The following is a 15329-nucleotide window of genomic DNA, read 5'->3' on the forward strand; positions in this document are numbered from 1 at the left end:
TTTACAGTTAACGCCTGTATACGTTTCTACCTACTAATGAATATATGTTCAGAAGAAAGCCTTCAGAGTGTTCTTTCTCAAAGTCATCATGTAGAAATGCTTTCAGCCTAGACATTTCCTCTCTTGTCATGTGTTTCTTTGTTACTTTTCTCTATCAACAGCTTCATTTGTTTATTGTATTATTATTTAATTAATAATAAATAGGAAGTTATCTAATGTCAATAGGATACAGAGAAATTCAAGGTCTTTTTAATATTTCCCCAATTGCTTCTTTAATTTTTTCACGTCTCCTAAGGAAAGGCCGAATTCTGAAGCTAACTCAACAGCATTATTATTCCCTTCCTTTTCCATAAAATCATGAAAATCTATTCCTAGAAGTTTGGAATCTGCTCCACTTGCTGCTATATGCTTTTCACCAAATCTCATGTAATTCACCCTTTTTTCTGTTATTTTTTTATAGTATTACCATGAGTACGTAAAAAATTTCATATAACATCCATTTTCTTGTCTAAATTTGATTAACGAAATAAGGTATAATTCAAAGGAGAAATTTAACGGTAAAAAGAAACCATAATAGGCGTCAATAAAAGGTAAACCACAAAACATTCATTTATAACAGAAAGGAGTGTTCCTTATTTGACGAAGAAAGTAGTAATAGTCTGTATTTGGATCAGCTTGCTAATATCATCCTTCTCGCCCCTAATATCCGCTCAGGAAGAAATAAAAATTACTACGAATGTAATTGTAAATGTGAGAGAAGGTCCTTCTTTAGAAGAAGCCATTGTTGGGAAACTCGAGATTGGAAAAGAATATACGGTTGTACAAGAAACGGACGGTTGGATAGAAATTAAATTAGAGAATGCTATGAATGGTTGGGTTGCAGCTTACTTAGTAACTAAAAATACGAATGCACCACTTACAAAGACAAGTTTTCAAGAAGAAGATCGTGCAACAATCTTAGAGGATGGATTAAGATTAAGAATGGGACCTGGGACTTCCTATCAAGTCATATCCACCTTAAGAAAAGGGACAGAAGTAACGATTATATCTATCGACAGTGATTGGATAAATGTATTAACAAGCGAAGGGAAAGGTTGGGTTCACGAAGATTACTTAGAAACCTCTCACCGTACTGAAGAAACTAGTGCTATATCTTCAAGCATACAGGAAACAGAATTAGATGTTTCTAATGTGAAATCTGCCATTATCTTAGAAGATCAAATTAATGTAAGAAATGAGCCTTCTACTAGTTCAGACATTATTGGCAAAGTCGCAAAAAACACGGTAATTCATGTTCTAGAAGAGCAAGGTGATTGGGCAAAAATACAATACTCAGGAAATAGTGGGTGGATTTATAAAAATCTTCTTCGTTATGAGTATACGGAAGCCGAAATTGGAACTAAAATAAACAAAACCATTTCTATTATCTATAACCAGTCCAATATCCGCTCTAGTGCTTCTTCATCCGCTCCAGTCATACAACAAGCTTCAGCAGGAGAAACTTTTCAAGCTGTGGAGTTACTAAATGATTGGTTTAAGATAGAGATTTCTAAAGGAGAATATGGCTATATTGCTGATTGGATTGTGAAAGAAGTGGACCAAGAAATTCAGCTAACAGATGAATCTGGTTCTTCTGATTTAACGAATAAAATAATTGTTCTAGATCCAGGTCATGGCGGAAAAGACAGTGGTGCTATAGGAGCATTAGGTAATCTAGAAAAAAACTTAACAATCAATACAGCACATTTACTTGGAGAAAAGCTTGAAGCAGCAGGAGCCAAAGTCATTTATACTAGAACAGATGATACATTTGTTACCTTACAAAATAGAGTAGCAATCAGTCAGTCTTATAAAGCAGATGCTTTTATTAGTATTCATTATGATAGTATTGAAGATAGTAGTGTACATGGCATTACAAGCTATTACTATTCTTCTACTCAAAAAAAATTAGCTACAAGTATACACAAAAGTATTATGGATTCTTCTGGTTTAAAGGATAGGGGAGTAAAACAAAATGATTATTTTGTTTTACGAGAAAATAGTCAAGCAGCTTCTCTATTAGAATTAGGGTATCTAAGTAATCCTTCCGAAGAACAAGTAATAAGTAACGCGCAGTACCAAGAAACGATTTCCACTGCTATTTATCAGGGCCTCGAAAACTATTTTAACGTTCCTTAACAATCTTTTATACAACAATCGAGTAGGAGACTAGTCATTATTTGACTAGTCGACCTCTCACACCACCGTACGTACGGTTCCGTATACGGCGGTTCAACCTTTTAAGTATCGTTGCTCATAAAGTAAGGAGATATCTTTGAGTCTCCATTTTATGAGCCTTTCTTTTGTTATTGCTCGTTGGAGAATTTCACTTCGTGATAATCTCCAATATCCCTTTCGGGAATTTGCTAATTTCATGGCGTCATCATGATTAATTCCATACTTACGAAGCATCTTATATTTTGTCTTTGGCTTCTTCCATCTCTTCCATATGAGTTGTCTCAATCGATGGTTTAACCATTTCTGAGTTTCAAAAATGAAGTACTTCATTCTCGAAACCCCATAGTAGTTAATCCATCCAGTTGTGATTTGGTTAATTTTCTTCACTATTTCCTCAAAAGTTCCACTCTTTTTACGGCTTGTATTCTTCTTTAGCTTCTCTTTGAATCGTTGCTTGGCCGACTTACTTGGTCGGCATCCAACTTTCCCATTAAGTTTTGAATGTTAGAGCCAAGGAATGTTCCGGAAGTTGCACCACAAACCTTACTTTTCTTTTGATTAATTGTTAATTGTAATTCATCCTCGATGAATTTTGTTATACTCTCCATTACTCTCTCTCCAGCTCGTATACTTTTCACGTAGATGACAAAGTCGTCCGCATACCTAATAAAACGATGTTCTCTCTTTTCTAATTCTCTATCTAGTTTATTTAAATAGACATTTGCTAAAATAGGAGATAAAGGTCCACCTTGCGGAGCTCCATCTTTCGTTTCAATATAGATATCTCGTTCTAAGATCCCTGAGCGTAGGAATTTCCATATTAATTTTAAGACAATTTTATCTGATATGAATTCTTCTAAATACGCTCTTAGCCTTTGATGATGTATTGTATCGAAGTAACTTTTCAAGTCACAGTCCACTACTACTCGATAACCTTGTTCGTAATAGTGTTCTGCTGATTTGATAGCTTGGTGGGCATTTCTACCTTTTCGAAATCCAAAACTATGTTCTGAAAAGTGTGGGTCTACAATCGGTTCAATTACTTGAAGAATAGCTTGTTGGACGACTCTATCTAAAACGCAAGGAATTCCTAGATATCGTTTAGAACCGTCCGTTTTTGGTATGGCAACTCTTTTGACTGGTTGAGGTTGGTAAGTCCCATCTTTCAATTTCCTTTTAAGAGGTTCGTAATATTTCTTCATGTGTGACTTTAATTCTACTACTGTAATTCCATCAACCCCTGGTGCACCATTGTTTGCTTTTACTTTCTTGTATGCTTTCCAGAGATTATTATTTGCAATAACTTTATCGATTAAATTGATACCATCCTGTTCTTTCATATCCATATTGATATTCCTACGCACTCCTATTTCTCCTTTAGTTTCCAACTTATCTCTCCATAGGTAGCCATCTTTTGGTCTTTACCACGATGTTTTCTGCGATTATATGGAATATCTATACCTCCTTGTTTTCCAAGATTTAAGATTGTTCAGTCCTTCATTTCCGAAAGGAAACTACTATGACGTCTGCTGACTTCTCATGATTCATCAAATTATCACTAACTTGATTGTTAATTCAATAACCCTCACGAGACCTCCCCGGGTAAGCACAACCACTTTCCTCTCATGTAACTGCTAGATTTACTGTATGGGATTCGGGCAGTATTGGACTTTGTTTTGTTTAGCAAACTCATCCGTCCCAATTCAGCCTTGTATCTAGTTTCTGTTCGTCAGTTCGAGATTTTGCGTCCGACTTCCTTCAGATTCCACGTCACCATGGACACCCTTGTCTTTCGCTAACAGTTCCTACTGCCAAGTCTGTAGTGGACTTTCACCACCGAGTAGTTGCGCATGCCGGGCGCACTAAAAAAACAGTTTCCCCTCTTAGTTGAGGGAAAACTGTTTTTTCGTTATTATTACTTACTGTCGAGTATTAAGGTCACTGGACCATCATTTATTAAATGTACGTCCATCATTGCTCCAAATCTACCTGTCTGTACTAGTAAGCCTTGCTGTTGTAGTAATTCATTGAATTGATGATATAGAGATTTGGCGTAATCTGGCTTTGCAGCATTCATAAAATTTGGTCTTCTGCCCTTTTTCGTTTCTCCATATAAAGTAAATTGAGAAACAGATAAAATGGAGCCTTTTTCATCTAAAATGCTTCTGTTCATCTTTCCTTCTTCATCTTCAAAAACACGTAAATGGGCAATCTTATCCGCAAGATACTTTGCATCTTCTACCTTATCATCATGTGTAATGCCTACAAGGAGAACAAACCCTTTTTCTATTTCTCCTACCACTTCACCATTCACTTCTACGCTAGCTTGTCTAGATCTTTGCAATACGACTTTCATTATTATTCCCCTTAGTTCATGATTCTTCGCACGGAATATACTTCTGGTATTTGCTTGATTCTTTCTACTATTTTATGAAGGTGATTAACATTTAATATCATAATACTCATGGTTATTGTCGCTACTTTATTCCGATCTGATTTACCAGAAACAGCAGATATATTCGTTTTCGATTCATTGACCGCTTGAAGTACCTCATTTAACAAGCCTCTTCTATCATACCCACTAATCTCAATTTCCACATTATATTCTTTACGATTATTTAAATTTGTTTCCCATTCGACTGGAATAAGACGGGCTTTTGCATCTTCTGTATCAATGTTCGTACAATCTGCTCGATGAACAGAAACACCTCTACCTTTCGTAATAAACCCGACAATTTTATCGCCTGGCACAGGATTACAGCAACGAGATAAGCGAATAAGTAAATTATCAATTCCTGTTACTCTTACGCCTGATCCACTTTTCTTACTAGTAGGGAATGACTTTAATTCTGCCACAGCATTACTTATGGTAGAAGTTGCTTCTGCATCTCTTTTCTTTCGCCATTTTTCCGTAAGTCGATTTGCCACTTGTAAAGCACTAATTCCGTTATACCCAACTGCTGCATACATATCGTCTTCAGTCTGGAAATTGAACTTTTCAATAACAGCTTTTATATTTTCAGGAATTAGAATTTCTTTTAAGTCAAAATCCATATTGCGGATTTCTTTCTCAACCTGTTCTTTTCCTTTTTCAATATTCTCTTCTCTACGCTGTTTTTTGAAAAATTGTCTTATTTTATTCTTTGCTTGCGAGGTTTGAGCAATTTTTAGCCAATCTTGACTTGGCCCATAGGAATGCTTACTCGTATGAATTTCAATGATATCCCCTGTTTTCAGCTTATAATCAAGTGTTACCATTTTTCCATTCACTTTAGCACCAATGGTTTTATTACCAATTTCAGAATGTATTCTATAAGCGAAATCTATAGGCACTGAACCATAAGGTAATTCAAACACATCACCCTTTGGTGTGAATACGAAGACCATATCTGAAAATAAATCGATTTTTAAGCTTTCCATGAATTCTTCTGCATTAACAATATCATCTTGATACTCAAGGATTTCTCTAAACCATGTTAATTTTTCTTCTAAGGAAGATCCTTCATTAACAGATTTTCCTTCTTTGTAAGCCCAGTGTGCAGCAATTCCGAACTCTGCAATCTGATGCATTTCCTGTGTACGAATTTGTACCTCTAAAGGGTCTCCTTTAGGCCCTATTACTGTTGTGTGCAAGGACTGGTACATATTCGCTTTTGGCATGGCAATATAATCTTTAAAGCGACCAGGCATAGGTTTCCATCTTGTATGAATGATACCAAGGATTGCATAACAATCTTTAATACTATTTACGACAATTCGTACAGCTAATAAATCATATATTTCATTAAACTGCTTGTTTTGCAGGACCATTTTGCGATAAATACTGTAAATATGTTTCGGTCTACCTGAGATGTCCGCTGTTATATTAACTTCTTTTGTACCTGCCCGTATATCTGAAACTACTTCGTCTAAATATTGCTCTCTTTCAGCTCTTTTTCGTTTCATAAGATTAACAATTCGGTAGTACTGTTGAGGATTCATATAACGTAAGGCAGTGTCTTCTAATTCCCATTTAATAGTTGATATCCCTAATCGGTGGGCAAGAGGTGCAAATATCTCCAATGTTTCATTTGAAATGCGGCGCTGCTTTTCTGCTGGTAAATGCTTTAGTGTGCGCATATTATGCAGTCTATCTGCTAGCTTAATTAAGATAACTCGTATATCTTGAGCCATTGCAACAAACATTTTACGATGATTTTCAGCTTGCTGTTCTTCATGCGACTTATATTTAATTTTCCCCAATTTCGTTACGCCGTCAACGAGCATGGCCACTTCATTGTTAAAAGCACTACTGATATCTTTTAATGTAATCTCAGTATCTTCTACAACATCATGGAGAAAACCTGCAGCAACTGTAGAAGGATCCATTTCCAAATCAGCAAGTATTCCAGCAACTTGTATTGGATGAATAATATAAGGTTCCCCAGATTTTCTATATTGTTCACGATGAGCATTTTTAGCAAATTCATAGGCCTTTCGAATAAACAAGACATGCTCTTCGTTTAAATACCCTCTTGTCTTATCGATGACTTGTTCGGCGGTTAACACTTGATCATTCGCCATGTAATCACCTTTCATAATTCATTTATATTAGTACATAAATCCGATGTTCGACATTCTTCTATTTGATATAACTGATAACTTGAAAATAGAATATAATCAACTTTAGAATGATTATTACTATTATCGAAAAAAAATGGTCGATTGTAAAGAGTTTACAGGTAATTTATGTGTAGGAAGAGAGAAAAATGTCGAAAACACTCGATTTTTAATTAAAATATTGTTTTTATTGAAAAAGAAGCACTAAATATGATATGTGCCTTCAGATAGTAGACAAGTTTCTAGTTAGAAATAAAGGATTAAATAGGTATATTAAAACATTCCGATGTATAGGGGCTGATTTCCGTTACAGGAATTCGCTTTCCATGAGGGGAGCGCCGAGCCGCTTCGTCGCTTGCTCACCTGCAGGGTCTCGGACTGTCTCGCATATCCTGTAGGTGTCTCCCCTTCCAATCCAATCAACTGTTAAAAAAATTTATTATTCTTTCTAAATCACTATTTTAATAAACGTAAAGAAGCACCAAAAAAATTAGTGCTTCTCACGTTGTTCTTTTAATATTCCATTAACGTTAAAATATTATAACCATCTAGGTTTTTGCGGCCTTCTAAGTAAGATAGCTCGATTAAAAAGGCAATTCCAGCTACTACTCCACCTAGTTCTTCTACTAATTTAATAGTTGCATCGATTGTTCCACCAGTTGCAAGTAAATCATCTGTGATTAATACTCTTTGACCTGGTTTAATAGCATCTTTATGGATTGTTAGGACATCTTTACCGTATTCTAAACCATAAGATACTTTAATTGTTTCTCTTGGTAATTTTCCTTCTTTACGAACAGGTGCAAAGCCTACTCCTAAGGAATAGGCAACTGGGCAACCTATAATAAACCCTCTTGCTTCAGGTCCAACTACAATATCGATTTGCTTTTCTTTTGCATAAGTAACGATTTGATCTGTTGCGTATCTATATGCATCGCCATTATCCATTAAAGTGGTGATATCCTTGAAACGGATCCCTTCTTTTGGCCAATCTTCAACGATAGTAACATATTGTTTTAAATCCATTCTTTTATTTCCTCCTCATTATAGACGGAATTTCCTAGAATAAGATCAAACCAATTTTTCAGCTGTTCATATGATGAATATATCAACTCATTTTCTAGCTCAAACTGTGTCTGTTTCTGTTGAAAAGAGAGTGATTCTGTTAAATCTCTTTTCGGGACATTCTTATTTAGTGAAATAAACCCATCCTTCATTGTAACAAAATTCAATTCAAAAAACACCTTTGACATAAAATCAATTGTTTCTTTACTCCAACCTTGTCTTTTAGCAAGCTCTGTACCATATCTTGCTAAATGAAAATTACTTTGTTTTGCTAAGAATGCATAATACCACTTAAAATGATCTCGCGTCGGTAGTGTACTGAAGAAATCACTTTGTGTTTTATAAAACACCGTATATATTCTATCAGGTTTTCCGTTTTGCACTAATGTTTTTAATAATTCTAAATTTGTTGGTATATCTACTAATACTAATATCTTACCATTACAGTCAAAAGAGTTTGCTTCTTCCAATGTTTCAATCATCACATAACTTTCACTTTTAATCTGTGACATAGAGTCTTTATTAAAGTAAATCCATGTGGCCTCTTTTGGAATTACTTCATGTAAAGAGATTATTTTTCTAATGCCTCGATAGTCAAATAGCTGCCAATGCTCTACTTGGAGATCTTGAATAAAGATTTGCGCTTTCTTTCTATTATTCCATTCATTGATAGATAATTGACCTAAGACAGAAACTTTTGCAGTCGGTGCAATATGATCATGTAGCTCTCCTAAACCAAAACCAATACCATCTAAAAGATGCTCTGCTTGTTTTAATTGAAGCTTTAAGTGATTATTGTTTGCTCCTATTTTCCGCATATTTTCCAGTTCTAATTGATTTATAACAATTTTTGGTTTCACATTATCCACACCAAATGGAGCAAGCTTTTGTAAATCTTCAATAGAGTCTAAAGATATCTCATGAATAGAAAAATGACCATCTACCATTGTGAGTGGTGTTAAATCTTCCATAGATAACTGCTCAAAGGCAAGTTGATTTAGGTTATTCCTTAGTAACTCAACATGCTCCAAATTTAACGTCATCCCCGCAGCCATAGGATGTCCCCCAAAGTGAGGAAGAATATCTCTTGATAAAGATAAATTTTTATAGAGATCAAAGCCTGCAATACTTCTAGCAGATCCCTTAGCTGTTCCTTTTTCTGCATCAAAACATAAAACAATGGTCGGTCGATAGAATTTTTCTACCAGTCTGGATGCCACAATCCCTACGACTCCTGGATTCCATCCTTCTTTTCCCACAATTAGCACTCTATTATCCTCTAAAGGATACTTTTCTTCCACTTGTCTTATTGCTTCTTCTGTTATTTGATTGACGATTGCTTGTCTTTCTTTGTTTGTTTCTTCCATTTCAAGCGCTAACTCTTCCGCTAGCTCTTTATCATCTGTTACCAATAGCTCTACGGCTGGATCTGCACTTCCAAGCCTGCCAATTGCGTTTATTCGTGGCCCAATCATAAAACCTATTGTTTCTTCATCTATTGTTAATGGATCTATTTTCATTTGTTTGTAAAGTGCATGTAATCCAATATTATCTGTTTCTTGTAAAGCAATAATCCCTTTTTTGGCTAGTAATCGATTTTCTCCTGTTAAGGAAACTAAGTCAGCTATTGTACCAATAGCTGCAAAGGGCAATAGATGATGCGGGACACTTCCAAGTAATGCATGTGCTACCTTAAATGAAACACCAACTCCTGCTAGCTCATGAAAAGGGTAGGAACTCCCTTCTAATCTCGGATGTATAATGGCTAACGCTTCTGGAAGAACAGGTCCAGGTTCATGGTGATCTGTTATAATGAGATCTATTCCTAATTCTTTTGCTACCTGGGCTTCATAAACAGCAGCTATACCTGTATCCACTGTGATGATAAGCTCTATTCCAATACTCTTTGCATACCGAAAAGCCGTTTCATTTGGTCCGTATCCCTCTGTAAATCGGTTCGGAATATAAAATTGAACATTAGCACCTAATTTCTCTAGGGTCTTTAACATAACCGTTGTGCTTGTAATACCGTCCGCGTCATAATCCCCAAATATTAAAATTGGTTGCTGATCGTCTATAGCTTTCTTTATTCTAGCGACAGTTATATCCATCCCTAATAATAAAAACGGATCATGAAACTCTTCTTTCTCTGATTGTAGAAAAGCTTTTGCTTGATCAAATGTATGGTAGCCCCTATTTATTAATAGTGTTGCTACAATAGGTGTTATCTTTAATTTATCTACAAATTCCGCTACTTTCTCTTTACTAGTTTGTTCCTTCTCAATCCATCTAGTTTTTGATCGTAACATTTCATCACCTCAATTAAATCATTATACAAGTTATTCTTGATACTTTTCAATAATAGACAAATGGAAAAGACTCGAGCAAAAAAGAAAGGATACTAACATTTAGGTTATAAAACTCACCTAAAGTTATTAGCATCCCTTACTTTCTTTTATTCTAAAATAGGTTCTTCTATTGGTTGTTCACCCTGTTTTTCTTCTAATAATCTTTTTTGTTTTTCCAATTGTTTCACTTTTCTTTGCAAGGTGTAAATTCGTATAAAGCCCGCCGAGCCAATAATAAGCCCCCCAAATAAAACAGAAATTAATATAACCAATATTAACGGCCATTGCCCTTCACCAAAAAGATAATTCACTGTTACAGAATCAACATTTATAACTGCAAAAATAGCTACTATAAGTGCAAAAATAAGTCCAAATATCATACTCCATTGTATTCTCATCATACCCCTCCTTTTCTCCTTATTATTAACCAGTTCCCTGTTTCCTACTAATTCAAAACGTAAAAAATATAATTTAGATGTAGATTTCCTGGTTTTTATTATAAGAAACACGAAACATAATATACAACGAAAAAAGTCATTTATTTCCTAAAAGATAAATGACTTTTCCCCTTTATACTTGTGGAATATCTGAATCTGGACGCTTTTCCTTATAAGTAATTAAAACACCCTTCTTCTTCAATTCTTTTTTCTTCCACACATACCATAATTGTGAGGCAATAAAAATAGAAGAATATGCTCCTCCAACTAGACCAATTAATAATGCAATAGAGAAGTTTTTAATAGACTCACTACCGAACAGTAACAATGCAACAACACATATAACAACCGTGATAACGGTATTCAGTGAGCGTGCAAATGTTTGCCTAATACTTACATTGATGATGTCTTTAATTTCTTGTGCTGTTTTAATACGCTTTTTCTTCACAAGATTTTCTCTAATTCGGTCAAAGGTAACGATTGTATCATTAATAGAATATCCGACAATGGTTAATACAGCTGCAATAAAAGTGATATCCACTTCTAAGCGGGTAAAGCTGAATATAACAATAATGAAAAATACATCATGTAATAATGCTACAATGGCAGCCATAGCCATATAAATCTCAAAACGAATCGTTACATATAAAATGATTCCTATTGAAGCAAAAATAAGTGCATAAAAAGCATTCTTCGCCAACTCTTTCCCTACCGTTGGAGAAACTGAGCTTACACTTGGATCATTTCCATATACTTCTTTGAAATCTGCTTTAATCGTATTAATTTCTTCTTGGCTCAAATCTCCTTTAATTCGGATAGCAGAAGATTCATTATTATCTCCAGACAATACAATATCATCTGCTTGAATATTTAATTTATCTAGTTCTTGTTCAATCTCATTCGTTGTTAATGATTTATCTGCCATTATTTCGATACGAGAACCACTAGAAAAATCAATTCCTAAGTTTAATTTAAAAATAAACAAGATAACAATCCCGATTCCAATTAGAACACCTGAAATAGCGAAAAATACATTTTTATATTTAACAAAATCAATACGATCAAATTTGGTTGGTAGTGTTAAGGTGTCATAATTCTCACTAATGTGCTTGATATCCTTTTTACCGACACCAAACCAGCTAGATTTTTTATCAAACCATCTACTATTCACTAATAATCCTAGCAACAATCGAGTTCCATAAACAGCAGTTAAGAAACTAACTAAAATACTAATAATTAATAGTGTGGCAAATCCCTTAACAGAGCTAGTACCGTAAATAAATAAAACTACGGCAGCAAGAATAGTCGTTAAGTTAGCATCAAATATAGTAGAAAGTGAATTCTTATTTCCTGCTTGATATGCAGCTTTCAAAGACTTGCCAACTCTGATTTCGTCCTTAATACGTTCATAAGTGATAATGTTAGCGTCGACTGCCATACCCACTCCGAGTATTAAAGCAGCGATTCCTGGTAGTGTTAAAACACCATTGATTAAATCAAGTACGAGTATGTTTAAATAAACATAGATAGATAAACTGACAATAGCGACAAGACCTGGTAATCGATAGTACAGAAGCATAAATACAAAAACTGCTCCTACTCCAATAATCCCAGCTAATACCGTTTCTTTTAATGCCTGGTCCCCAAATTGAGCCCCCACACTTGTAGAGTACTCTTCTGTTAACTTAACTGGCAGTGCACCTGCATTTAATAGTTCTGCTAAGTTAGTAGCTTCTTCTAAAGTAAAATTCCCTGTAATAGAAACAGTATCAGAGTTAATTACTTCACTAACCATTGGTGCTGATAAGTATTTTGGATCTGCCTTTACTGCTTCAGCAGCATAAGAGTCTCCCTCTTCAAAATCAAGCCAGATAACTAATGGATTACCAATTACTTTCTCTGTAATTTCTTTAAACTTATTAGCATCTTTTAATTTCAAAGATACGCTAGGCTTATTATACTGATCGAACTCTTGACTCGCTCCACCCTGAACTAAATCAGTACCATCTAATAATTGATTATTCTCAATGTCTCTAAATGTTAAGTTAGCTTCTGTAGAAAGTAATTCACGAGCCTCATTCTGATCCGTAACGCCAGCTAGTTGAACCCTAATTCGATCATTACCTTCAATCTGTATACTAGGTTCACTAACTCCCAACACATTAATCCTTTTATCTAATGCTTGTACGGTACTATTCAGCACATCTTCATTGACTTTCTTTCCGTCGAGAGTTTCTACTTTATAAAGTACTTCAAATCCACCTTGAAGATCTAATCCTAAATTTATGTTTTTAAGAATATCCTTTGTTGTTCCTCCCATTAATCCTGCAGCCAATACAATGATCAATAAGAAGGCAACAATTCTACTGCGTTTAACCATTATGTAATAATCCTCCTCGTGATATACCAAACAGAAATACCTCTAAACCTAGCTAAAAAGGCATGAAGATTGCCTTAAACTAGAGTTCTACTATCAAACCATTATCATAGTTAGTTTAGTTCCTCACTTCTTCCCCATAATCGTCTATTTAAAAAAATATTTCTACTTCTTCATTCAGAATAAACTCATTATGAAACAGTTTATTAAGCATGTCAATTTTTGTAGAAAAACTACAAATTATTTTAACAATTGCTTTTTTTCTTCATCTGTTAATACAGAAAAAAAGTCTACCGATTTGTAAGCCTCAATCGTAGCAAAGTTCATATATTCAGCTACTTTCACATGGAGAATATCTTGTACTATTTCCGCAATACGTATATCTTCAGATGGTTTTTTCCATTTTTTCTTTGTTAAATACTCCCACAGCTCTGTTTCACTAATTGTGTCATATCCAAGTAAATGAAATTCTTCCAGTTTGCTTGCTAGTACTGGTTTAACCTGGCAACGAAAGGGTTCATATAAGTGCTTTGATGACATGTAAATACAGCTCCTTCAGATTCTATTATTATACTATTATAACGTAGACATTTTTCCTTGTATGAATTAGTTGATAACTTTCGTGCCGAATTTGAACGATAAAGTGAATAGTGAAAAATCCTAGTCATGCTTTGTCCACTTCATTGCATATAGTTAATTGTATAGTATTATTCGTTATTTGAGAAGGCAGGGAATAGAATGTCTAAGTTTTTTAAAGGTACCATTATTTTACTAATAGCTGGATTTATTACAAGGGTATTAGGATTCATTAATCGAATTGTAATTGCACGATTTATCGGAGAAGATGGTGTTGGCCTCTATATGATGGTGTACCCTACTATGATCCTTGTTGTTACTATTACACAACTTGGGCTACCTGTAGCTATCTCGAAAAACGTAGCAGAAGCGGAGGCTGCTGGGAATTTAGCTAAAATTAAGAGTATTTTAATCGTTTCGCTTAGTATAACACTGGGGCTAACTATATTATTTACGCCGTTATTGTTTCTGTTGGCACCATATCTTTCGCAAACTTTATTTACAGATGAACGAACTTTACTCCCTTTACTAGCTATTACACCTATCATTCCTATTATCGCTATTTCATCTGTTTTAAGAGGATATTTTCAAGGAAGACAGAACATGAAACCAAGCGCTATATCACAAGTTATTGAACAAGTTGTTCGAATTGCGTTAATTGCAGTTTTAACTAAAGCTTTCTTACCATATGGTATTGAATATGCTGCTAGTGGTGCTATGTTAGCTTCTGTTCTTGGTGAACTAGCTTCCTTAGTATTCTTACTCACTTTTTTCAAATGGAAAAAATCATTTCGCTTACGAAAAAAATTCTTCCAGTATGTACATAAAGGGAAAGATACGTTTCAAGAATTAATGCAAGTAGCCTTACCAACTACAGGTAGTCGGATGATTGGAAGTATAGCCTGGTTTATTGAGCCTATTGTGGTTGCTCATAGCTTAGCACTTGCGGGTATTAGTGCTATTAATGCGACCAAACAATATGGAGTGCTAACAGGTTTTGCCTTGCCTCTCCTTATGCTTCCTTCCTTTTTCACTCAATCTATTTCGACATCTCTCGTTCCAGCCATAAGTGAAGCGAGAGCGAATAACCATGTAAAAACAATTGATCATTTACTTCAGCAAGCATTGAAATTTACATTTTTAACTGGCGGACTTGCTATTGTGGTTCTCTATGTATTGGCAGAACCATTAATGAATGTGATGTATGGAAGTCCTAAAGGTACCTCCTTTATTTTAATGATGGCACCGTTTTTTATCTTAAATTACTACCAAGGGCCTTTACAGGCAACCTTACAAGCATTAAATTTAGCTAGAGCAGCGATGATTAATAGCTTTATTGGTGCAGCAGTTAAAACGACCTTAATTTTTGTTCTAGCTTCCCGACCTGAATTTGGTATATACGGAGTGGCGATTGCCCTAATTGTAGGTTTCGTATTAGTTACTATTTTACACTTCGCTACCATTCTCAAGGCAATTAGTTTTTCTGTAAAGATATTGGATTATGTAAAAATGATAATCATTATACTCTTTACAGGTTATCTTGGAATTACTTTAATGAAAGTACTGGCTTTTTCTTCTCTATTATCGAAAATCATCATCATCACGAGTATTGTTACTATTATTTATATCGCCCTTACTTTCCTATTACGATTAGTGTCTAGGAAAGAGCTCAGTAAAATCCCCTGGATCGGTTCTTTCTTTTCCTAAGAA

General features: G+C 34.8%; 11 protein-coding genes, 1 pseudogene and 1 other annotated feature (1 of these 13 running past the window's edge). Of the genes and pseudogenes, 2 read left to right on the plus strand and 10 right to left on the minus strand.

Annotation, left to right across the window (positions count from 1 at the left end; translation table 11 throughout):
* Nucleotides 1-167, minus strand: a binding site (T-box leader); it reaches 62 nt to the left of the window's first position.
* 82 nt (nucleotides 168-249) lie between these two features.
* Nucleotides 250-426 (minus strand): hypothetical protein, encoded by a 177-nt coding sequence (locus tag F9279_RS25245; protein ID WP_193224595.1) that lies wholly within the window; start codon nucleotides 424-426, stop codon nucleotides 250-252.
* Between the two features lie 210 nt (nucleotides 427-636).
* Between F9279_RS25245 and F9279_RS15625 the strand changes: the two genes are divergently transcribed.
* On the plus strand, nucleotides 637-2178 hold the full coding sequence (locus F9279_RS15625) for an N-acetylmuramoyl-L-alanine amidase (RefSeq protein ID WP_152114685.1): 1542 nt from the start codon (nucleotides 637-639) through the stop codon (nucleotides 2176-2178).
* 93 nt (nucleotides 2179-2271) lie between these two features.
* Here F9279_RS15625 and F9279_RS26085 read toward each other — a convergent pair.
* From F9279_RS26085 to F9279_RS15670, 9 genes and pseudogenes are all read right to left on the minus strand, one after another.
* Nucleotides 2272-2610, minus strand: a pseudogene (locus tag F9279_RS26085) (group II intron maturase-specific domain-containing protein); the annotation flags it as partial.
* Nucleotides 2611-2648: 38 nt separating this feature from the next.
* On the minus strand, nucleotides 2649-3581 hold the full coding sequence (ltrA, locus tag F9279_RS15635; RefSeq protein ID WP_319020772.1) for a group II intron reverse transcriptase/maturase: 933 nt from the start codon (nucleotides 3579-3581) through the stop codon (nucleotides 2649-2651).
* Nucleotides 3582-4132: 551 nt separating this feature from the next.
* A complete protein-coding gene (gene dtd / locus F9279_RS15640) occupies nucleotides 4133-4573 on the minus strand; it encodes a D-aminoacyl-tRNA deacylase (RefSeq protein WP_152114691.1) in 441 nt (146 codons plus the stop codon).
* An 11-nt stretch (nucleotides 4574-4584) separates the two neighbouring features.
* Nucleotides 4585-6780, minus strand: coding sequence for a RelA/SpoT family protein (locus F9279_RS15645; protein WP_152114693.1), 2196 nt, complete (start codon nucleotides 6778-6780; stop codon nucleotides 4585-4587).
* A 549-nt stretch (nucleotides 6781-7329) separates the two neighbouring features.
* Nucleotides 7330-7842, minus strand: coding sequence for an adenine phosphoribosyltransferase (locus F9279_RS15650; RefSeq protein WP_152114695.1), 513 nt, complete (start codon nucleotides 7840-7842; stop codon nucleotides 7330-7332).
* Nucleotides 7833-10190, minus strand: coding sequence for a single-stranded-DNA-specific exonuclease RecJ (gene recJ / locus F9279_RS15655; RefSeq protein ID WP_152114697.1), 2358 nt, complete (start codon nucleotides 10188-10190; stop codon nucleotides 7833-7835). Before recJ ends, F9279_RS15650 begins: the two co-directional genes overlap by 10 nt.
* 146 nt (nucleotides 10191-10336) lie before the next feature.
* Nucleotides 10337-10627 carry a lipopolysaccharide assembly LapA domain-containing protein gene (locus F9279_RS15660; RefSeq protein WP_152114805.1) on the minus strand — a complete coding sequence of 97 codons (291 nt, stop codon included), beginning with the start codon at nucleotides 10625-10627 and terminating at the stop codon, nucleotides 10337-10339.
* A gap of 172 nt (nucleotides 10628-10799) precedes the next feature.
* Nucleotides 10800-13046 carry a protein translocase subunit SecDF gene (gene secDF / locus F9279_RS15665; protein WP_152114699.1) on the minus strand — a complete coding sequence of 749 codons (2247 nt, stop codon included), beginning with the start codon at nucleotides 13044-13046 and terminating at the stop codon, nucleotides 10800-10802.
* 237 nt (nucleotides 13047-13283) lie between these two features.
* Nucleotides 13284-13583 (minus strand): post-transcriptional regulator, encoded by a 300-nt coding sequence (locus F9279_RS15670; protein ID WP_152114701.1) that lies wholly within the window; start codon nucleotides 13581-13583, stop codon nucleotides 13284-13286.
* Between the two features lie 198 nt (nucleotides 13584-13781).
* Between F9279_RS15670 and spoVB the strand changes: the two genes are divergently transcribed.
* Entirely contained in the window at nucleotides 13782-15326 is a 1545-nt protein-coding gene (gene spoVB / locus F9279_RS15675; protein WP_152114703.1) for a stage V sporulation protein B, read from the plus strand.
* The last annotated feature ends 3 nt before the right edge of the window (nucleotides 15327-15329 follow it).

Origin of the sequence: Bacillus sp. B1-b2, assembly GCF_009183415.1 — a bacterium.
Lineage (GTDB): Bacteria > Bacillota > Bacilli > Bacillales > Cytobacillaceae > Niallia.

Excerpts from the sequence above, each read along its gene's own strand:
- F9279_RS15645 (WP_152114693.1), bottom strand. The coding sequence starts at position 6,780 with ATGGCGAATGATCAAGTGTTAACCGCCGAACAAGTCATCGATAAGACA.
- recJ (WP_152114697.1), bottom strand. The coding sequence starts at position 10,190 with ATGTTACGATCAAAAACTAGATGGATTGAGAAGGAACAAACTAGTAAA.
- F9279_RS25245 (WP_193224595.1), bottom strand. The coding sequence starts at position 426 with ATGAGATTTGGTGAAAAGCATATAGCAGCAAGTGGAGCAGATTCCAAA.
- secDF (WP_152114699.1), bottom strand. The coding sequence starts at position 13,046 with ATGGTTAAACGCAGTAGAATTGTTGCCTTCTTATTGATCATTGTATTG.
- F9279_RS15660 (WP_152114805.1), bottom strand. The coding sequence starts at position 10,627 with ATGAGAATACAATGGAGTATGATATTTGGACTTATTTTTGCACTTATA.
- dtd (WP_152114691.1), bottom strand. The coding sequence starts at position 4,573 with ATGAAAGTCGTATTGCAAAGATCTAGACAAGCTAGCGTAGAAGTGAAT.
- spoVB (WP_152114703.1), top strand. The coding sequence starts at position 13,782 with ATGTCTAAGTTTTTTAAAGGTACCATTATTTTACTAATAGCTGGATTT.
- F9279_RS15670 (WP_152114701.1), bottom strand. The coding sequence starts at position 13,583 with ATGTCATCAAAGCACTTATATGAACCCTTTCGTTGCCAGGTTAAACCA.
- F9279_RS15650 (WP_152114695.1), bottom strand. The coding sequence starts at position 7,842 with ATGGATTTAAAACAATATGTTACTATCGTTGAAGATTGGCCAAAAGAA.